We start from the raw sequence: 17,990 nt of genomic DNA, 5'->3' as shown, positions 1-17,990 counted from the left end.
CAACGCCTCTCCGCCGGGTTGCTCGACCAGCGGATGGTGGTCAACGGCGAGGAGGGCCACGCGGTGGCCCGCCCGCCGCGCATGCACGGTCAGACCTGGACGGTCGGGGAGTGCTGCTCCGGCGGGAGGCCGCCGTCGCCGTCGACCACCTCCTCCGGGGTGCCGTCCTCGTCGAGGTCGATCATGGTGATGTCCACCTTGCCGTCGCCGTCGGTGTCGAACTGGAACAGGTCGGCCGTCCCGTCGCCGTCGGTGTCCGCCACCCACACGTCGGTCCGCCCGTCCTGGTTGGTGTCCGCGCGGAGCAGATCGACCCGCTCGTCGCCGCGGGTCTCCACCGTCTCGGTGCTCTCCGCGCTCTCCGGTGCCTGGCTCATCTCGGTCCTTCCCTCTGCTTGGCCGTCGTCTTTACCCGGTGCGGCGCGCCCCCACGCACGCCGCCCGGGCCGGCCCTGCATAGGGTCGCATCCAGGAACGAGCGGAGCGGGCGGCCGGGCGCGGCGGAGACCCCGTGCGCCACCGCACGCGGCGAGGGGACGGCATGAGTGGTCGTTTTGTGGTCGTCGGGGCCGGCACCATGGGCCTCGGCATCGCGTACGTGGCGGCCGGCGCCGGCTACGCGGTCGAGCTGGTCGAGGTGGACCCGGCGCGCGGCGACGCCGCCGTGCGGCGCCTCGGCGAGCTGTGGGAGCGCGGGGTGCAGCGCGGCAAGCTGACCGCCGAGGAGGCGGCGGCGAACCGGGAGCGGGTCACCCTGCGGGCCGGGCTCGACGAGGTCGCCGAGGGGCCGGACGTGATCGTGGAGGCGGTCCCCGAGCGGCTCGACCTCAAGCGGTCGGTGCTCCAGGCGGCCGAGGCGCGGCGTCCCGCCCTGCTCGGCAGCAACACCTCCAGCATCCCGATCGCCGAGCTGGCCGAGGGGCTGGACCGGCCGGCCGACTTCCTCGGGCTGCACTTCTTCAACCCGGTCTGGGCGATGGCGCTGCTGGAGGTCGTGGTCGGCCCGGCCACCGCGCCGGGGACCACCGAGGCGGCCGTCGCGCTCGCCGGCCGGCTGGGCAAGGACCCCGTCGTCGTACGCGACATGCCCGGCTTCGCCACCTCCCGGCTCGGGGTGACCCTCGGGCTGGAGGCGATCCGGATGGTCGCCGACGGGGTGGCCAGCCCCGCCGACATCGACAAGGCGATGGTGCTCGGCTACCGGCACCCGGTCGGCCCGCTGGAACTGACCGACCTGGTCGGGTTGGACGTCCGGCTCGACATCGCCCGCACCCTCCAGGCGGCGTACGGGGATCGGTTCGCGCCGCCGCCGCTGCTCGTCGAGATGGTGGCCGCCGGGAAGCTGGGCAAGAAGTCCGGCCAGGGCTTCTACACGTGGGAAGGCGGGCGGAGATCGTGAGCGGCGGGCTGCGGATCGAGGAGCTGCCGGACCGGCTGGTGGTGACGCTGGACCGGCCGGAGAAGCGCAACGCCATCGACGCCGACCTGATCGCCGAGCTGCACGCCGTCTGCGCCGAGCTGGAGGCGCGGCCCCGGCTGCTCCTGCTCACCGGGGGGACGGAGGGCATCTTCGCCGGCGGGGCGGACATCGGCCAGCTCCGCGAGCGCGGCCGGCTGGACGCCCTGGCCGCCATCAACCAGGCCGCCTTCGCCCGGATCCGGGCACTGCCGATGCCGACGGTGGCCGCCGTGGACGGCCCGGCGCTGGGCGGCGGTGCCGAGCTGGCGTACGCCTGTGACCTCCGGGTGTGCACGGCGCGGGCGACGTTCGGCCAGCCCGAGGTGCGGCTGGGCATCCTGGCCGGCGCCGGCGCGACCTACCGGTTGCCGGCGCTGGTCGGCGAGGCCCGGGCCAAGGAGCTGCTCTTCACCGGCCGCCGGGTGGACGCCGACGAGGCGCTGCGGATCGGGCTGGTCAACCGGGTGGTGGCGGAGCCGGCGGAGCTGCTGCCCACCGCGCACGGCCTGCTCGACGAGATCGCCAAGGGTTCGGCGCTGGCGGTGCGGCTGACCAAGCTGGCCGTGGACGCTCCGCCCGCCGCCCACCCCCAGCTCGACCTGCTCAGCCAGGCGGTGCTCTTCGAGGACGAGGAGAAGCACCGGCGGATGACCGAGTTCCTGGAGCGGCGCCGGTCCCGCTGACGGGCCGGGAACGACGACGGCCGCACCGGTTCCCCGGTGCGGCCGTCCTGGTCGGTCAGCTCTGGATCTGCACTCCGGCGTCGGCCAGCGCGGTGATCACGGGCGCCGACTCGGCGAAACCGACGATGAGTACCGCATCCGCCCCGTAGTCCTTTATCTCCTTGGCAACAGCGGAGAAGTCCACTGGCGGCGCCTGCGCGTCGGGCGGCGGCTCGTACGTGAGCAGCTTGATCCGGTCGGCGCCGAAGCCGACCCGTTCCAGTTCGGCGCGGACGTTCTCCTGGAGGCCCTCGCCGTAGGAGTCCTTACGGGCCACGATGGCGATCTTGTGTGGCCCGTCGCGCACGATCACATCGGCCAGCGCCCGGCCCTGCAAGGTGTCCGAGGGCGCGGTGCGGAAGTAGAGCCCCTTGTCGTCCATCTTGGCGAGCCCGGCGTCCGTGTTGGACGGGGAGAACAGCACCCGGCCGGCGGCGACCACGTCCGGCAGGACCGCGCGGCTGACGCCCGAGGCACCCGCACCGATAATGACCTGCACACCCTGCCGCACGTGCGAGGCGACCGTGGCCCTGGCGACCTCCGGGTTGGTGCCGTCGTCGCCGTCGATCCAGGAGACCGGCTTGCCGAGCACCCCGCCGGCCCCGTTGATCTCCCTGATCGCGAGCGCCGCCGCGGCCGCCATCGGCGGGTACGCCAGCGCCAGGTCACCGGTCTTCGGCAGCAGGCCGCCGATGACCAGCGGGGCACCCTCCCCCTTCTTCCCGTCGCGCGGCTTCCTGCCCCGGGGCGGCTCCTTGGTGCTCGCCGCCGACTCGTCACCGGCGCCGACGAACTCGGTCTTGCCGTCGTCGAGCTTCTCGTGGTTGAAGTGCAGGGTGGCGTAGCTGGCCGTGGACGGCTCTCCGGCCTCGGTGAACCCGGACCGGGTCAGCGACAGGCCGCGGTACTCGATGTCCTGCCCCTGCCGGGCCAGCCGCAGGCAGGTCGCCGGATCATCGCAGCGCTCACCGCCGCTGGTCACCCCGATGATCTGCGCAGCGATGGCGGCCGGGTCGGTGGTGCCGGCGAGTTGGGCGGCCAGGGAGCTGATCACCACGGCGTCGTACGTCTCGGCGACGTAGGTGTAGTCCGACACCTTTGGATCTACGCTGTGTAGCCGCTCCTTGAAGCTTTCGGTCAACGGCGTCATCGGGGTCGTGCCCTTCATGCCGTTGACCAGGCTGGCGCGGTCCTTCAGTTCCCCGGCGAACGAGTTCATCATGTTGGCGTCGGTGCCGTAGAGGCGCACCTGGGTGTCGGTGGTCGCCTCCTCGGGCTGGTCGCTCCCGCAGGCGCTGGTGGCGAGCAGGAGCGCCGTGCTGGCCGCAGCGATGGCCGCGCGCGACGCGCGAAACTTCGGCATGGTCGTCCTTCCTCCGGCGAAGGTCCGCTGCGCACATTAGCGTGCCGGCGCGGGTCGCGGGACCGTGGAGGGCCGTCCGTCGGCAGCTTGACTGTGGATATCACGCACCGTGACGGGCGGGCTGTCCGGGGTCACCGCTTGACCCTCCGTCCTACTGTTCGGCAGGTGACCGACGAAGCACAGCAGACGCTGGACGACGCGACCGCGGTGCTCCGCTCGGCCCTGGCCGGCGACGGGGATGCGGTGGTGGGCACCTTCGACGCCGTGGTCGACCGCGCCGGCCTGGCCGGGGCGTACGGGGTGGCCTGGTGCCTGGCCGGCACCATGGTCGGCGACGACGCCCCGGCCGGTGGCTGTGCCCTGGACTTCCCCGGCATCGACCAGGCCGACTACGACACCCGCTGGGTGGCCCGCTTCGTCAGCGCGTACGCCAACCACGACGCCGACACCGGAGAGGCCCTCTTCGGGGCCGCGGTGGCCGACGGGCAGCTGCCGGACTGCCTGCTCACCCTCGCCGGGTCGACGGTGGCGACGCTGCGCAGCCGGGCACACTGACCGCCCGGCGCGGGCCCGACGGACCCGCGCTGTGATAGCTCTGGTGCATGTCCGAGGCGATGCTGAGCAAGGTCCGCAAGCTGCTCGCCCAGGCCGAGGACCCGGCCTGCACGCCGGCCGAGTCGGCGGCCTTCATGGCCAAGGCGACCGAGCTGATCGCCCGTTACGGCGTCGACCGGGCGCTGCTGGCCGCCCGGGAACCGGCCACCGACCCGGTCGGCGACCGGGTGGTGGAGGTGGTCGCGCCGTACGCCCGGGACAAGGCCGGCCTGCTCGCGGCGGTCGCCGACCCGCTGCGCTGCCGCTGCGTACGCCGTCGACAGGGCACCGGCTTCGCGATGCACCTGTTCGGGTTCGCCAGCGACCTGGAACGGGTCGAGCTGCTCTTCACTTCGCTGCTCGTGCAGGCCGCGCACGGGCTGGCCGGCGCCTCCGTACCGGCCGGGGAGCATCCGGCCGCGTTCCGGCGTACCTGGCTGGCCGGCTTCGCCCACACGGTGGCGGACCGGCTGCGCGCGGCCGAGGCCGGCGCGGTGGCCGGCTCCGCCGCGCCCTCGACGGCCCTGGTGCTGGCCGACCGCTCCGACCGGGTCCAGCGCCGGCTCGCCGAGGTCTACCCGCGGCTGCGGACCGCGCCGCCGCGCCGGCTCGCCGGCACCGGCTTCGGTTTCGGGGCGGAGGCGGGCCGCCGGGCCCACCTGGGCGGCACCGGCGTGACCGGCCGTGGCGCGGCGGCGCGGGGCATCGGGCGGTGACTCTTCATACCGTCCGCCCGCGGTGGGCGGTGGCGGACGCGGTCGCGGTGCGGCCGGTCAGGTCGCGCTGCGGCCGCGACGGCAGACACCGGGTACGCCGCGGCTGCTCAGCACCCGCTGCCGGCGACCGTGGCGAGATAGCGGGAGAGCAGTTCGTGCCAGCCGGCGGTGAGCGCCTGGCGATAGCCCTCGGCGGCTGCGCCGTGCCGGTCGAAGTGGCGATGCTCGACCTGGACCTGGGTCCGCTCCGGCCCCTTCGGCAGGAAGAGCACCTCCACCTCGCTGGCCCGCGCCGGGTCCGGCACCGGCACCCGGTCCGGCCCGATCTGCCAGCTGAAAACCAGCCGGCGCGGCGGGTCCCAGGTCAGCACCCGGCCCCAGTCGTTCCGGAAGCCGTACGGGCCGATCTCGTAGAGCATGCCGCCGGCCCGGGGCTCGACCCCCAGCTCGGCCAGCGCGGCCGGCCCGGACCAGGTGTATTCCGGTACCCACCAGTCGGTCAGCGACCCGGTGAAGACCCGGAACGCACGCTCGGCGGAGGCGGGCGCGAGCAGGTGGCTACGGAGGGAGAAGCGGTCGAATTCCTGCCGGACCTCATCCGGATCGGCCATCTCCTGTCCCATGAGCGGACCCTACCGGCTGATGCTCCACTATGCAGCGTGACGAGGGCCGGCTTCCCGACAATGGTGCCCGTCAGGCGGTGAGCTTCCCGGCAAGCTTGACGACCCGCTGGGCCAGGTGATCGAGAGCGGCGTACTGGGCCTCGGTCAAGGGGTCCGTGTTGTTGCCCCCGGTGACGTGGGAGACGCCGTACGGGTTCCCGTCCACGAACTTCAACGGATCGGTGTAGCCGGGCGGCACGATGATGCCGCCGAAGTGGTAGACGGTGTTGTAGAGCGCCATCAGGGTCGTCTCCTGGCCGCCATGGGCCGTCTGGGAGGCGGTGAAGCCCGCGTACACCTTGTCGGCCAGCAGGCCCTGCGCCCACTGCGGGCCGAGGGTGTCCAGGAACTGCTTGAGCTGGCTGGCGATGTTGCCGTAGCGGGTCGGGGAGCCGAACAGCACGGCATCGGCCCAGACGATGTCGTCCGCGGTCGCCTTGGGCTCGTTCTTGGTGCGGTCGAAGTGCTGGCTCCACGCCGCGTTCGACGCGATGGCCTCCGGGGGCGCGAGCTCCGGGACCTGGCGCAGGCGGACATCGGCTCCCGCCTGCTGCGCCGCCGCCACCACCCGCTCGGCCATCGCGTGGATGGTGCCGGTGGACGAGTAGTAGATGACGGAGAGCTTCACCTGTGCCATCGAGGGCATCCCTTCGTCCCACCCGAGGAGGATCCACGGGACTCGTGATCATGAACCTCGGCTCACGTTACCCGGGCAATCTGGACTAAAACGCCTACCTGCGGGATTTCCACCCCAACGGTGTTCCCGGCGTACGCAAGTCGGTCCCGGTGTGGATCGTCCTCGCGGGCAGGGGGCCAGTTGAGGCCGAAGGTGGAGTTGTTCGAGGCGATCCGCCGTGACGCCCGTCGTGAGGACCTGTCGATTCGGGCGTTGGCGGAGCGGCATGGGGTGCACCGGCGGACGGTGCGTCAGCCCCTGGCCTCGGCGGTGCCCGCGCCGCGGAAGCCTCGGGTTGCCCAGGCACCGAAGCTGGATCCGGTGAAGTCGGTGATCGACGAGATGCTGGTGGCGGATCTGACCGCGCCGCGCGTCAATCAGGGGATGGCCTATCGCGGCACGGCGTCGGTCACCCCTGCCGGTGGAACCGGACCGGGCGGATCGACGTTGTCGCGGTCGCCGGGTCCGCCGTGAGCCGGGGCCCCTGGAACGGCTCGGGCCTGCCCATCACGGTCCTTGATCTGCACCGCGACCCCGGTCATGTCGGCGAGTCCGATCGGACCGATGACACGAGAGTCATTCGCCGCAGGGCGATTGTCGCCGAGGAGGAAGACCATGTGGGCCGGGACCGTGCTGGTAGGGAAGGGGTCGGTGACGGTAGCGCCGAGGTAGTGCTCAGCCATAGGTGTCCCGTTGACGACGACTGCCTCGCATCGGCCGGTCGGGCCGGCAGGGCAGCCGATGGTGTCCCCGGGGAGGGCGACAACCCGCAGCATGGAGTCGAAGTCGCGACCGTCCCAGGTGAGGTGCACGAGGATGACATCCCCACGGGCGGGTGACAACTTCTTGCTGAAGACAACGCGTTCACCCACATGCACCGTGGATTCCATCGCGGTACTCGGTTGGGTGACGGTGAAGTGGTCGGCCCGGCCGAGCACGGTAGCCGCCGCCAGGGTGGTCAGGACCAGGACGCCGCCGCCAACGCCGGCCCCGGCCTTACGCAGTTGCCGTCCGCGCCGCTTGCGGCGGGCCCGATCGAGGACCACCCGGGCCAGGTCGGGGCGGGCGTGCACCGTCGGCGCGGCTGCCGCCGCGAGCATGCGCAGTTCCTCGGCCGCGTCGTCGAGCGAGGGCAGAGTCTTGTTCATCGCGCCGTCTCCTCTGCGGAGGTGAGGGTAGGTTCCAGGGCAGCGCGGACCTTGTCCAGCCCACGCGCGAGGTTGCTCTTGACAGTTCCAGGCGAGCACCGCATGACGGCGGCCGTCTCGGCTTCGCTCAGCCCATCGATAACGCGCAGCACGACCGTGACGCGCTGTCGCGGCGGGAGCGCGGCAAGGATCTGGTCGAGATGCGCGCGGGCCGCGATCGCCTCAGCGTGATCGGACCCGGCAGTCGACCGGTCCGCAGCCTCCGTGGGGACGGGGACGAGATGGCTGCGCCGACCCCGGTCCTTCGCGAGATTGACCAGCGCGGCTCGGACGTACGCCTCCGGAGATTCCAGCTGTCTCGACCAGTGTTTGGTCAGCCGCAGTAGGGCGGTCTGCAGAACGTCCTCGGCCTCGGCGGCGTCCGGCACGAGCAACCGCGCAAACCGCAGCAGCCGGTCGCCGTGGGCCCGCACGAACTCCGTGAAGTCCTGCTCTTCTGAGGGGGTCACACCCCATCAGAACGAAATCGCTTCCACAGGCGTTGCATGCCTTGGCCCAGCTCCCGACACGCACCACTCCCGTGGGCGCAACCCGCGCCCACGAGACGGCCCCGCGCCGCTTCACGCACCTCGGCAAGTCTGGGCCGTGCGATCCCCGTGCGACATCGGGCGGCCACCAGCGGGATTCCGGGGTCAACCAGGGGTCAGACCGGACAGCCGGATTCCGAAGGAAAAGCAGCAGCGCCGACCGGCGTTTCCGCTGGTCGGCGCTGCTGTAGCCCGGCGAAAGGCTATGTGGCCAGGGGCGGGGTCGAACCGCCGACCTTCCGATTTTCAGTCGGACGCTCGTACCAACTGAGCTACCTGGCCGTACTGCTCGGCTCATGCTACCGCATGGGCCGATACGCAGAACGCCGCGCATGATGGGCGCGGCGTCAGCGCGAGCGGTCCTGACGGGACTTGAACCCGCGACCTCCGCCTTGACAGGGCGGCGAGCACTCCGACTGCTCCACAGGACCTGGCTGGTGTTGCATCCGGCCTGAGCCGGACCGTGCCCCCAACGGGATTCGAACCCGTGCTACCGCCTTGAAAGGGCGGCGTCCTGGGCCGCTAGACGATGAGGGCGGCCCCGCCATCATTGCACATCGCAACTTCAGACGGACTTGCTCCCATCCGGCCCCGCCGGAGGCATGAGAAGCATATGTCATGCCCCGCCGCTCGACCAAACCGGTATGCCCCTGCGCGCAACGCCGGACGAAACCGCAGGTCAGAACCGGGTCAGCCGAGCCGGACGATCCCGTACCGCCGCTTCAGGTCGGGAATCAGGTGCCGACAGGCAGCCATGGTCTGGCTCCGGTCGCCCCCGGCGTCGTGCATCAGCACGATCGAGCCGGGCCGGGCCGACGCTTCCACCCGCTTGATGATCGTCTTGGCCTTGGGGTGGTTCCAGTCCTGTGGGTCGACGCTCCAGTGCAGCGGGCGCATGCCGAGCTTCTCCGCCACCGCCACCTCCTCGGCCGTCCACCGGCCGCCGGGCTGACGGAACCAGGTGATCTCGGCGTCCGGTACGGCGTCGCGGATGGCCTGGTTCGTCCGGACCAGGTCGGCCTTGATCTCCGCGACCGGTCGCCGGCCGAGGTTCAGGTCGTGTCGCCAGCTGTGGTTGCAGAGCTGGTGGCCCTCCCGGACGATCCGCGCCACCAGCTCGGGGTAGCGCCGGGCCTGCTTGCCCACCAGGCAGAACGTGGCGGTGACGTGGGCCGCCCGCAGCTGGTCGAGGATCTGCGGGGTGTACCGCGGATCCGGCCCGTCGTCGAAGGTCAGGGCCACCCCCCGGGCGCCGCTGCCCCGGTGCAGCCCGGCGGGAAGGTTCTTCGGCAGCGGGCGCAGCTTCGGCTTCGGCGGGGTGGTACGGCTCGGCCGCGGGGTGGGCGTCGGCGTCGGCGTCGGTGCCCGTGTCGGGGTGGGTGAGGCGGCGGCGGGTGAGCCGCCCGCCTGGTGTGGGGTCTTACCGGGCTTGCCGCAGCCGGTGAGAAGTAACACCAGGCTGAGGGCGAGCGCGAGCACGGCGCGTGAACGCATCGTCGCTCCCGAGAGGGGTCGGGGTGTGCGGACTCTCGACCGTAACGGACGCCGCTCCGAAGCGGGAGGGCCGGTCAGGCCGTCGTCGACCGGTCGTGCGAGTCACCTACGGCCACGGCCAGCGAGACCGCCTCGGTCAGGTCCACCGGCTGGAGCACGCCGGCCGGCAGGGCGTTGGCCTGCCAACCCGGCCCTGCGGCGAGCACCAGCAGCGGCCGGCGGGGGACGGCGAGCAGCGCGGCAAGCTGCTGCGGATCGGCGGTCGCCCGGGTGTGTGACCAGAGCACCGCGACCGCCGGCCCGGTCCGGGTGACCGTCTCGACCAGGGCCGCCAGGGGCACTCGCGCGCCCAGCATCCGGTAGCCGACCCCCGCCTCGGCGAGGGCGGCGGCCAGCGCCTCCAGCGGCAGCGTGTGCTGCTCCTCGTCGGCGCAGGAGAGCAGGACCCGGGCCGGTCCGGTGGCCCGGTGCGACCGAGCCACCGCGGCGAACGCCTCGGACACGCACCGGGACATCAGGTGTTCCACCTCGATCAACCCGGCGGTGGCGGCGTGTCGTTCGCCGATGCCGGCGAGCACCGGCCGGAGCAGCCCGTCCCAGGTCGGCACCACGCCGTCGGCGGCGAGGGCGCGCGCGAGCGTCTCGCCGATGGCGATCGAGTCCAGCCGCATCGCGGCGCGGGCCAGCCCCCGGGCGACCGGTCCGGCGCGGCCGACCCCGATGGTCGTCCCGCCGCCGGCCCGGGTCATCCTCGGCCGGGGCGGCGGCCCGGGACGCTCGGTCCGGGCCAGCACCGGCGCCTGCCGAGCCCACCGGGCCGCCTCGGCCGGGCCCACCCCTTCCGCGGTGAGCCGCCGCATGATCTCCAGCCGCGCGAGGTCGGCCGGGGTGTAGCGGCGGTGGTGCCCCGGTACGTGCTCGCTGGGGCCGAGACCGTAGCGCTGGTGCCAGGTGCGCAGCGTGGTGACCGCCACACCCAGCCGGCGCGCCACGGCGCCCGCGCTCAGCGCCTCATCGGCCACCCGACCGCTCCGGTACCTCGTCGGCGGGCGCGCCGGACGGGATCCCGCCGGACCGGCCGGCGGCGGGGCGGGCCGGACGCAGCAGCCGGTGCACCACCCCGCCCAGCCACGGCGCGTACGCGTGCGGGTCGACCCCGAGGTCCGCCTCGAGCTGGTACGGGTCGACCCAGCGCAGGGTGGCCACCTCGGCCGGGTCGGGCCGGGTGGGCAGGTCGGCCGGCACCTCGGCGCGCAGCACGTGGTCGTACTCGACCTCGACGCGGCCGGTGGCCGGGTCGTCGGCGCGGTAGACGTGCACGCCGACCTCGGTGAGGTCGACGGGGCCGACGCCGAGCTCCTCGGCCAGCCGCCGGTTGGCGGCCTCGACCAGCGGCTGACCCGGCAGTGGGTGGCCGCAGCAGGAGTTGGCCCAGCGCAGCGGGAAGCGGGTCTTGGCGGCGGCCCGCTGCTGGAGCAGGATCCGCCCGTCCGGGTCGACCAGCAGCACCGAGAACGCGCGGTGCAGCCGACCAGGTGGCTGGTGGGCGGCGGCCACCGTGGCCTCACCGAGCGCGCGCCCGTCGTCGTCGACCAGCTCGACCAGGTGTCCTTCGCGGGAAGTCACGGCACGACCTCTCCTTCGGAATCGCGTTGCGTCGCGGCGCTCATCGGGTGGCCCCGGTGACCCGTGCGGCGGCGAGCTTGCCGCTGATCAGCACCATGGGCACGCCCACCCCCGGCTGCGTGCCGGAGCCGACGAAGACCACGTTGCCGAGCGTCCGGTGCAGGTTCGACGGCCGGAACGGCCCGGTCTGGCGGAAGGTGTGCGCGGCGGCGAACGGGGTGCCGGCGGCCATGCCCTGCTCCGCCCACTCGGCCGGGGTGACCGTGCGCAGCACCTCCACGCCGTCGCCGAAGCCGACGTACCCCCGCTCCTCCAGCGTCCCGATGAGCTGGTCGGCGTAGCGGGGGGTCAGCTCGCCCCGCCAGTCGAACGGTGCCCGGTCGAGGTTCGGCACCGGGGCGAGCACGTAGTAGGTGTGCCGCCCGGCCGGTGCCACCGACGGATCGGTCCGGCTCGGGTTCGTCACCAGCAGCGACGGGTCGGTCATCAGCTCGCCGCGACGGATCACCTGGTCGAACGTGCCCCGCCAGGGCCGTCCGAAGTGGATGTTGTGGTGGGCGATCTTCGCGTAGCCCTGCGTGGATCCGACGTGCAGCACGACGCACGAGGGTGAGTAGGTGAGCCGGCGCTGCCGGGCGGCGGGCAGCAGGTCCCGGTGGGCGACCGGCAGGTCCGGGTTGAGCACCACGACGTCGGCCGGGACGAACTCGCCGTCGGCGGTCACCACCCCGGTGGCCCGGCCGTGCGCGGTCGCCACCCGGGTCACCGTCACGCCGTACCGGATCTGCACGCCGTGCTTCTCCGCGGCGCCGGCCATCCCGCGCGAGACCGCGTGGACGCCGCCGCGCGGGAAGCAGACCCCGGCCACCGAGTCGAGGTACGCGATGACCGCGTAGATGGCCAGCGCGTCGTGCGGTGCGAGGCCGGCGTACATGGCCTGGAAGGAGAAGATCCGCTGGGTACGCGGGTCCCGGAAGAACTGGTTGATCTTCGTCTGGAGTCGCCGGAACGCCCCGTTGGCCAGCAATTTCAGCAGGTTGGCGGTGAGCAGGTCGGTCGGGGCGTCCAGGTTGCGCTCGATGAAGTCGGCCCGCTCCCAGCGCCACAGGTTCCGGGCGAAGTCGACGAAGCGCAGGTAGCCGTCGGCCTCGCGGGGGCCGCAGACCTGGGCGATCTCGGCGGCCATCCGGGTGGTGTCGGTGATGACGTCCAGCGTCGACCCGTCCGGGTAGTACGCCCGGTACGCCGGGTCGAGCGGAATCAGGTCGAGCCAGTCGGTCAGCTCCTCGCCCACCGCGCCGAGCGCCTCGGCGATCAGGTCGGGCATGGTGAGCACGGTCGGGCCGGTGTCGAACTCGTACCCGTCGACGGTGAGTCGGCCGGCCCGCCCGCCCGGCACGGCCTCCCGTTCCAGGACGGTCACCTGCCGGCCGCTGCCGGCCAGGTGCAGCGCGCAGGCCAGCCCGCCCAGGCCGGCGCCGACGACCACCACCCGGTCCGTGCGCCCGGTCACGACCCGCACCTGGCGACCTCCCTCACCGATAACCCCGTCGTTGGCCCTAACGGGCGAGCGTACCCTAGGGTTACGAGTTGCGTCGATCGCTGCGTCGAATTCGAGGGGAGGGCTGGTGGCGAACGCCGATCTCACCGCTGCCTACGACCACTGCCGCGAGCTGCACAGACGCCACGGTCGCACCTACTATCTCGCCACCCGGCTGCTGCCCGCCTGGAAACGTCGCCATGTTCACGCCCTGTACGGCTTCACCCGGCACGCCGACGAGATCGTCGACCGGACCGACGAGCTGCCGCCGGCCGAGCGCGCCGTCCGGCTGCGGGACTGGTCCGAGCGCTTCGTCGCCGGGCTGCACGGAGAGCCGGTCGACGACCCGCTGCTCCCGGCGGTGCTGCACACCATCGCCGTCTTCGACCTGGACCGCGCCGACTTCACGGCGTTCCTGCGCAGCATGGCGATGGACCTGACGGTCGCGTCCTACCCGACCTACGCCGACCTGCTCGACTACATGGAGGGCTCGGCCGCCGTCATCGGCACCATGATGCTGCCGGTCCTGGGCAGCTCCGACCCGGCCGCCGCCCGGGAGCCGGCCCGTCAGCTCGGCCTGGCGTTCCAGCTGACCAACTTCATCCGGGACGTCGCCGAGGACCTGGACCGGGGGCGGACGTACCTGCCCGACGAGGACCTCGCCCGGTTCGACGTCACCCGCGACGACCTGCTCGCCGCCCGCGCGGCCGGGCGGGCCCCGCGGAAGATCCGCGAGCTGGTCGAGTACGAGGTGACCCGCGCCCAGGCCCACTACGCGGCCGCCGCGCCGGGCATCCCCCTGCTCACCCCCGCGTCGCAGTCCTGCATGCGCACCGCGTACGAGCTCTACGGCGGGATCCTCGACGAGGTGGCCGCCCAGGACTACGACATCTTCGTGCGGCGCGCCCGGGTACCCGGGCGGCGGCGGATGGCGGTGGCCGCGCGGGCGCTGCTCACCCCACCCGGCACACCGGTCCCGATCCCCGGCCCCCCACTCCAGCCACTCGCCCTGACCGCCTGAGAGGAAGGCAGTTCCGGCGTTGTCCGGTCGCGAGGGACGCCAGGGTGCGGAATGCTGGCGGAATGGCGGAGCCGGAACTGGTGGACGTGGTCGTGGTCGGGCTCGGGGTCGGCGGCGAGGAGGTGGCCGGGCGGCTCGCCGAGGCCGGCCTCACGGTCGTCGGGATCGAGCGGGACCTGGTCGGCGGCGAGTGCCCGTACTGGGGCTGCGTACCGAGCAAGATGATGATCCGGGCGGCGAACGCGCTGGCCGAGGCGCATCGGGTCAACGAGCTGGCCGGCTCCGCGCAGGTCCGGCCCGACTGGGCGCCGGTGGCCCGGCGGATCCGCGAGGAGGCCACCGACACCTGGGACGACCGGGTGGCGGTGGAGCGGTTCACCGGCAAGGGCGGCCGGTTCGTCCGGGGCAGCGGCCGGCTCGACGGCCCCGACCGGGTACGCGTCGACGACCAGCTCTTCCAGGCGCGGTACGGGATCGTGCTGGGCACCGGCACCCGCCCCTCGGTTCCGCCGATCGACGGCCTGGCCGGCACCCCGTACTGGACCAACCATCAGGCGATCGAGGTCGAGCAGTTGCCCGAGTCGCTGCTGGTGCTGGGCGGTGGCGCGATCGGGCTGGAGTTGGCCCAGGTCTTCGCCCGGTTCGGCGTCCAGGTGACGGTGATCGAGGCGGCCGACCGGGTGCTCGCCATCGAGGAGCCGGAGGCGTCCGAGGCGGCCGCAACCGCGCTGCGCGCCGACGGGGTCGAGATCCACACCGGCGTCCGGGCCGAGCGGGTCGACCACGACGGCAAGCGGTTCACCGTGCACGCCGACGGCGCCGAGTTCACCGGCGAGCAGCTGCTGGTGGTGACCGGCCGGAAGGCGCACCTGGAGGAGTTGGGCCTGGACACCGTGGGGGTCGACGCCGGGCAGCGCTACCTGCCGGTCGACGCGCGGATGCACGTCACCGAGGGGATCTGGGCGGTCGGCGACCTCACCGGCGAGGGCGCGTTCACCCACATCGCCATGTACCAGGCGGCGATCGTCGTCGCCGACGTGCTCGACCACATGCGCCGGAGCAGGGGCGGCCCGGACGCCAGCGGCACCGCCAGCGTGGTCGGCGGTGCGGCCGGGGTGGCCAGCGCGGTCGGCGGGGCGATGAGCGCCGGCGGGTCGACCGCCGCGCCGGGCAGCGTCCCGTACGCCGACTACCGAGCACTGCCCCGGGTCACCTTCACCGACCCGGAGGTGGGCGCGGTGGGCCTCACCGAGCGGCAGGCCCGCGAGCGCGGCGTCAACGTCCAGATCGGGTACGCGGACCTGACCTCGTCCGCCCGGGGCTGGATCCACAAGGCCGGCAACGCGGGCTTCATCAAGCTGGTCGCCGACGCCGACCAGGGCGTGCTGGTCGGCGCCACCTCGGTTGGCCCGGCCGGCGGCGAGGTGCTCTCCGCCCTGGTGGTGGCGGTGCACGCGGCCGTCCCGGTCAGCCAGCTCCGGCACATGATCTACGCGTACCCGACCTTCCACCGGGCCATCGAGGACGCGCTGCGCAACCTGCGCTAGCGGCCTCGTGGTCGCGTGGGCTGATCAGAACAGGGCTGGTGGAATTGGTCGAGCGCGAGGGGCACGAGGCGAAGCCAGCCCCGGATCCTCGTCGCCGACCCGAAGCTGGTGACCGGATCCGGATAACGAGTGCCGGGTCCCGTCACTTCGGCGGTCATTCGGGAGCGCTGCCATGGCGGCCGGCGCCGGCGGTGAAGCGGGCCGCGCCCTTCATCGCGTCGGTGATCAGGGACTCCATGCCGAAGGCCAGCTCGGTGGCCATCGCCTCCGGTTCGGGCAGGCCGGCGCCCGCGAGCAGCGCCGCCCGGTCGTTGCGCAGGCAGGTCTGCGGGTGCCGGGCGATCTCGGCGGCCAGCCGTTCGGCCTCCGCCCGGGCCTCACCCGGCGCGACCAGCCGATTCACCAGCCCCATCGCGTACGCCTCGTCGGCGGGGACCGGGCGGCCGGTGAGGATCAGGTCCATGGCCCGGCTCTCCCCGATCAGCCGCGGCAGCCGGACCGTGCCGCCGTCGATCAGCGGTACGCCCCAGCGCCGGCAGAACACCCCGAGCGTCGCGTCCGACTCGGCGATCCGCAGGTCGCACCAGAGCGCCAGCTCCAGACCGCCCGCGACGGCGTACCCGGAGATGGCGGCGAGCACCGGCTTGGACAGGCGCATCCGGGTCGGGCCCATCGGGCCGTCGCCCTCCGGCTCGACCCGGTTGCCGCGCGGCGTACCGATGGCCTTCAGGTCGGCACCCGAGCAGAACGTGCCGCCCGCACCCCAGAGCACCGCGACGGCCGCGTCCGAATCGGCCTCGAAGGCGCGGAACGCGTCCGCGAGCGCCCGGGCGGTCGGGCCGTCGACGGCGTTACGGGCCTCCGGCCGGTCCAGGATCACCGTGGTCACCGGCCCGGCGTGCGCGACGCGTACCCCCATCGGGCCAGCATGCCCGCGACGGCGGCCCGCGCGCCAGGGATCCGTGCCGTGGCGCGCGGGCGACCGCCGGGGCCGCCCCCGGTCAGGGTCGGGCGGCGAGCACGTCGATCAGGCTGGTGAAGCTGTCGCTGCCGTGCCCGGTGGCCAGGCCGCGCCGGAAGATCTCCAGCACGGTCGCGGGAAGCGCCGGGTCGACCCCGGAGTCGCGGGTGGTGTGTACGACGTGCTCGACGCTGGCTACCCCCATGGCGAGCCGGTCGACGTCGCCGGGGTGTTCGTCGGCATCGATCCGGCCGGTGTAGAACTCGAGGAAATACCGCAGGTCGGTGGCGCGGATGGCGGTCGGCAGCAGATCCTTGGCGGTGATGCCGTTGGCCCGGGCGACCGCCAGGCTGTGCAGCCAGCTCAGCATGCACGTCCAGAACATGTCCATGTTGAGCTGGTAGAAGAGCGCGGCGAGACCCGGATCTTCACCCCGATAGTCGGTGTCGGTGAGCACCGCCAGCGTCTCCCGGTGGGCCTCGAACGCCTCGCGCGCTCCGCTGTAGAAGGTGGATGAGCCGGGCTTTCCGATGGCGGGGGGCGGGACCAGCACGCCGCCGGTGAGATGGGTCGCGCCGTGTCCGGCCGCCCACTGTGCCGCGTCGCGCGCCTGCTCCGGGGTGTCCGAGCTGAGGTTGGCCAGCACCCGCCCGGGCAGGGCCGCGGTGGCCGAGCCGAGCACGTCGTACATCGCGGCGTAGTCGGTCAGGCTCAGCACCACCAGTTCGTTGGCGGCCAGCGCCTGCGCGAGGGTGTCCGCCCGGGCGGCTCCCCGGGCGACCAGGTCGTCGGCTCGGCTCGCGGTCCGGTTCCAGACCGTCACGGGATGGCCCTGGTCCAGGAACGCGCCCACCATCGCCTGACCCATCGGACCGAGACCGATCACGGTTACCGGCTGCTTCTGCATGAGATTCCCTTTTCTAGAACGAACGCTCTATCTAGAGCGGGAGGCTAGCACGACTCTAGAACGAACGCTCTATTCGGTAGGCTTGCGCGGGTGAGGACCAGGGCAGAGCGGGCGGGCGAGCCGGAGACGACCGTCGGTACCCGGGAGCGGATCGTCCGTACCGCCTCCCGGCTGATGCAGCGACAGGGCTACGACGGGACCGGGATCAAACAGATCTCGCAGGAGGCGGCAGCCACTCTCGGATCCGTCTACCACTTCTTCCCCGGCGGCAAGCAGGAGCTGGCGGTCGAGGCGATCCGGCACGGCGACCGGGAGTTCGCCGAGCTGCTGACCGGCATGCTGGCCAGCGCCGAAGATCCGGCCGAAGCGATCGAGGCGGCGGCGCACACCCTCGCCGGGCAGCTGCGCCAGTCGGACTGGGTCGACGGGTGCCCGGTCACCGCCACCGCACTGGGCACCGCCGCCCGTGCCCCTGACATTCAGCGCGCCGCCGCCGAGGCGTTCGCCCGTTGGCGGGGCCTGGTGGAAGCGAAACTGCGGGCGGCGGGCTTCGCCGAGGGCGACGCGGGGGACCTGGCCCACACAGTGATCAGCGCTCTCGAGGGAGCCGAGCTGGCGGCCCAGGTGTCCCGCGACGAGACGCCGCTACGGCTGGCCGGAGCGCACCTGGCCCAGCTGATCCGGGCCGTTCGCAACACCAGCTCGTGAGCAGGGATCGGTGCGGTGATGCGGCGGGTGGTTGGTCAGCGGACGCTATGGAGCTGATGGCGTAAACGAATCGCCTCAGCCGCAGGCTCTCACTTGATCGAACCGGCCGGCGCCAGCCAGCGCATCGGCTGGCTGGTCATTGCGCCGACCTGTTCGAAGTCCCGGTCGTAGTGCAGCAGAGACAGCCCCTGGTATTCGGCGGTTGCCGCGATGAGTAGATCAACGTGTATCCGTCGGCGGTCGTGCCCAGTAATGGCGT

At 72.9% G+C, this 17,990-nt stretch carries 20 protein-coding genes and 3 tRNA genes; 7 read left to right on the top strand and 16 right to left on the bottom strand.

All coding sequences use genetic code 11. From position 1 onward, the window contains the following. Nucleotides 1-89: 89 nt before the first annotated feature. Nucleotides 90-377 carry a hypothetical protein gene (locus tag ABZ570_RS12070; RefSeq protein WP_358060934.1) on the bottom strand — a complete coding sequence of 96 codons (288 nt, stop codon included), beginning with the start codon at nucleotides 375-377 and terminating at the stop codon, nucleotides 90-92. A gap of 164 nt (nucleotides 378-541) precedes the next feature. Here ABZ570_RS12070 and ABZ570_RS12065 point away from each other — a divergent pair, with 164 nt between their 5' ends. Together ABZ570_RS12065 and ABZ570_RS12060 are read left to right on the top strand one after the other, a co-directional pair. Further along, nucleotides 542-1,399 (top strand): 3-hydroxyacyl-CoA dehydrogenase family protein, encoded by an 858-nt coding sequence (locus ABZ570_RS12065; RefSeq protein ID WP_358060931.1) that lies wholly within the window; start codon nucleotides 542-544, stop codon nucleotides 1,397-1,399. Next, complete coding sequence (locus tag ABZ570_RS12060; RefSeq protein ID WP_358060928.1) at nucleotides 1,375-2,142, top strand: enoyl-CoA hydratase/isomerase family protein; 768 nt, start codon at nucleotides 1,375-1,377, stop codon at nucleotides 2,140-2,142. The genes ABZ570_RS12065 and ABZ570_RS12060 overlap by 25 nt, the downstream gene beginning before the upstream one ends. A 55-nt stretch (nucleotides 2,143-2,197) precedes the next feature. Here the strand turns inward: ABZ570_RS12060 and ABZ570_RS12055 are convergent, their stop codons facing one another. Next, nucleotides 2,198-3,544, bottom strand: coding sequence for an ABC transporter substrate-binding protein (locus ABZ570_RS12055; protein ID WP_358060925.1), 1,347 nt, complete (start codon nucleotides 3,542-3,544; stop codon nucleotides 2,198-2,200). Nucleotides 3,545-3,709: 165 nt separating this feature from the next. Here ABZ570_RS12055 and ABZ570_RS12050 point away from each other — a divergent pair, with 165 nt between their 5' ends. Beyond that, nucleotides 3,710-4,099, top strand: coding sequence for a hypothetical protein (locus ABZ570_RS12050; protein WP_358060922.1), 390 nt, complete (start codon nucleotides 3,710-3,712; stop codon nucleotides 4,097-4,099). Between the two features lie 47 nt (nucleotides 4,100-4,146). Then, a complete protein-coding gene (locus ABZ570_RS12045; RefSeq protein WP_358060919.1) occupies nucleotides 4,147-4,854 on the top strand; it encodes a DUF2786 domain-containing protein in 708 nt (235 codons plus the stop codon). A 107-nt stretch (nucleotides 4,855-4,961) separates the two neighbouring features. On the opposite strand, the gene ABZ570_RS12040 is transcribed toward ABZ570_RS12045, so the two are convergent. The 11 genes from ABZ570_RS12040 to crtI form a co-directional block, all read right to left on the bottom strand. Next, the gene (locus ABZ570_RS12040; RefSeq protein ID WP_358060916.1) at nucleotides 4,962-5,477 is read right to left on the bottom strand and encodes an SRPBCC family protein; all 516 of its coding nucleotides are present in this window, start codon (nucleotides 5,475-5,477) and stop codon (nucleotides 4,962-4,964) included. A 70-nt stretch (nucleotides 5,478-5,547) separates the two neighbouring features. Further along, complete coding sequence (gene wrbA / locus ABZ570_RS12035; protein ID WP_358060913.1) at nucleotides 5,548-6,153, bottom strand: NAD(P)H:quinone oxidoreductase; 606 nt, start codon at nucleotides 6,151-6,153, stop codon at nucleotides 5,548-5,550. Between the two features lie 428 nt (nucleotides 6,154-6,581). Continuing rightward, nucleotides 6,582-7,340 carry a signal peptidase I gene (lepB, locus tag ABZ570_RS12030; protein ID WP_358060910.1) on the bottom strand — a complete coding sequence of 253 codons (759 nt, stop codon included), beginning with the start codon at nucleotides 7,338-7,340 and terminating at the stop codon, nucleotides 6,582-6,584. Further along, nucleotides 7,337-7,849, bottom strand: a complete 513-nt coding sequence (locus ABZ570_RS12025; protein ID WP_358060907.1) for a SigE family RNA polymerase sigma factor — start codon at nucleotides 7,847-7,849, stop codon at nucleotides 7,337-7,339. Before ABZ570_RS12025 ends, lepB begins: the two co-directional genes overlap by 4 nt. 286 nt (nucleotides 7,850-8,135) lie before the next feature. Further along, nucleotides 8,136-8,209 (bottom strand) — tRNA-Phe (locus ABZ570_RS12020). A gap of 75 nt (nucleotides 8,210-8,284) precedes the next feature. Further along, nucleotides 8,285-8,358, bottom strand: a tRNA-Asp gene (locus ABZ570_RS12015). A 33-nt stretch (nucleotides 8,359-8,391) separates the two neighbouring features. Continuing rightward, nucleotides 8,392-8,464: transfer RNA gene (locus ABZ570_RS12010), tRNA-Glu, on the bottom strand. 153 nt (nucleotides 8,465-8,617) lie between these two features. Beyond that, complete coding sequence (locus ABZ570_RS12005) at nucleotides 8,618-9,421, bottom strand: polysaccharide deacetylase family protein (protein WP_358060904.1); 804 nt, start codon at nucleotides 9,419-9,421, stop codon at nucleotides 8,618-8,620. A 74-nt stretch (nucleotides 9,422-9,495) separates the two neighbouring features. Further along, nucleotides 9,496-10,443 carry a MerR family transcriptional regulator gene (locus tag ABZ570_RS12000; RefSeq protein WP_358060901.1) on the bottom strand — a complete coding sequence of 316 codons (948 nt, stop codon included), beginning with the start codon at nucleotides 10,441-10,443 and terminating at the stop codon, nucleotides 9,496-9,498. Beyond that, nucleotides 10,433-11,047, bottom strand: coding sequence for an isopentenyl-diphosphate Delta-isomerase (gene idi / locus ABZ570_RS11995; protein ID WP_358060898.1), 615 nt, complete (start codon nucleotides 11,045-11,047; stop codon nucleotides 10,433-10,435). The genes ABZ570_RS12000 and idi overlap by 11 nt, the downstream gene beginning before the upstream one ends. Nucleotides 11,048-11,087: 40 nt before the next feature. Continuing rightward, nucleotides 11,088-12,569 carry a phytoene desaturase family protein gene (crtI, locus tag ABZ570_RS11990; protein WP_358060895.1) on the bottom strand — a complete coding sequence of 494 codons (1,482 nt, stop codon included), beginning with the start codon at nucleotides 12,567-12,569 and terminating at the stop codon, nucleotides 11,088-11,090. Nucleotides 12,570-12,675: 106 nt separating this feature from the next. Between crtI and ABZ570_RS11985 the strand changes: the two genes are divergently transcribed. Both ABZ570_RS11985 and ABZ570_RS11980 read left to right on the top strand, forming a co-directional pair. Then, nucleotides 12,676-13,608: a phytoene/squalene synthase family protein gene (locus ABZ570_RS11985; protein WP_358060892.1), complete on the top strand. Its 933-nt coding sequence runs from the start codon at nucleotides 12,676-12,678 to the stop codon at nucleotides 13,606-13,608. Between the two features lie 62 nt (nucleotides 13,609-13,670). Then, the gene (locus ABZ570_RS11980) at nucleotides 13,671-15,155 is read left to right on the top strand and encodes an FAD-dependent oxidoreductase (protein ID WP_358060889.1); all 1,485 of its coding nucleotides are present in this window, start codon (nucleotides 13,671-13,673) and stop codon (nucleotides 15,153-15,155) included. A gap of 154 nt (nucleotides 15,156-15,309) precedes the next feature. On the opposite strand, the gene ABZ570_RS11975 is transcribed toward ABZ570_RS11980, so the two are convergent. Both ABZ570_RS11975 and ABZ570_RS11970 read right to left on the bottom strand, forming a co-directional pair. Next, a complete protein-coding gene (locus tag ABZ570_RS11975) occupies nucleotides 15,310-16,074 on the bottom strand; it encodes a crotonase/enoyl-CoA hydratase family protein (protein WP_358060886.1) in 765 nt (254 codons plus the stop codon). An 82-nt stretch (nucleotides 16,075-16,156) separates the two neighbouring features. Next, nucleotides 16,157-17,023 carry an NAD(P)-binding domain-containing protein gene (locus tag ABZ570_RS11970; RefSeq protein ID WP_358060883.1) on the bottom strand — a complete coding sequence of 289 codons (867 nt, stop codon included), beginning with the start codon at nucleotides 17,021-17,023 and terminating at the stop codon, nucleotides 16,157-16,159. 90 nt (nucleotides 17,024-17,113) lie between these two features. Between ABZ570_RS11970 and ABZ570_RS11965 the strand changes: the two genes are divergently transcribed. After that, the gene (locus tag ABZ570_RS11965) at nucleotides 17,114-17,731 is read left to right on the top strand and encodes a TetR/AcrR family transcriptional regulator (RefSeq protein WP_358060880.1); all 618 of its coding nucleotides are present in this window, start codon (nucleotides 17,114-17,116) and stop codon (nucleotides 17,729-17,731) included. A gap of 89 nt (nucleotides 17,732-17,820) precedes the next feature. Here ABZ570_RS11965 and ABZ570_RS11960 read toward each other — a convergent pair whose 3' ends face one another. Further along, on the bottom strand, nucleotides 17,821-17,961 hold the full coding sequence (locus ABZ570_RS11960) for a PIN domain-containing protein (RefSeq protein WP_358060946.1): 141 nt from the start codon (nucleotides 17,959-17,961) through the stop codon (nucleotides 17,821-17,823). Between the last annotated feature and the right edge of the window lie 29 nt (nucleotides 17,962-17,990).

The sequence above is a fragment of the Micromonospora sp. NPDC007271 genome (assembly GCF_040634005.1).
GTDB lineage: Bacteria > Actinomycetota > Actinomycetes > Mycobacteriales > Micromonosporaceae > Micromonospora.
Note: the sequence above shows the minus strand (reverse complement) of the source record. Positions and strands in the feature narration are given on the sequence as shown.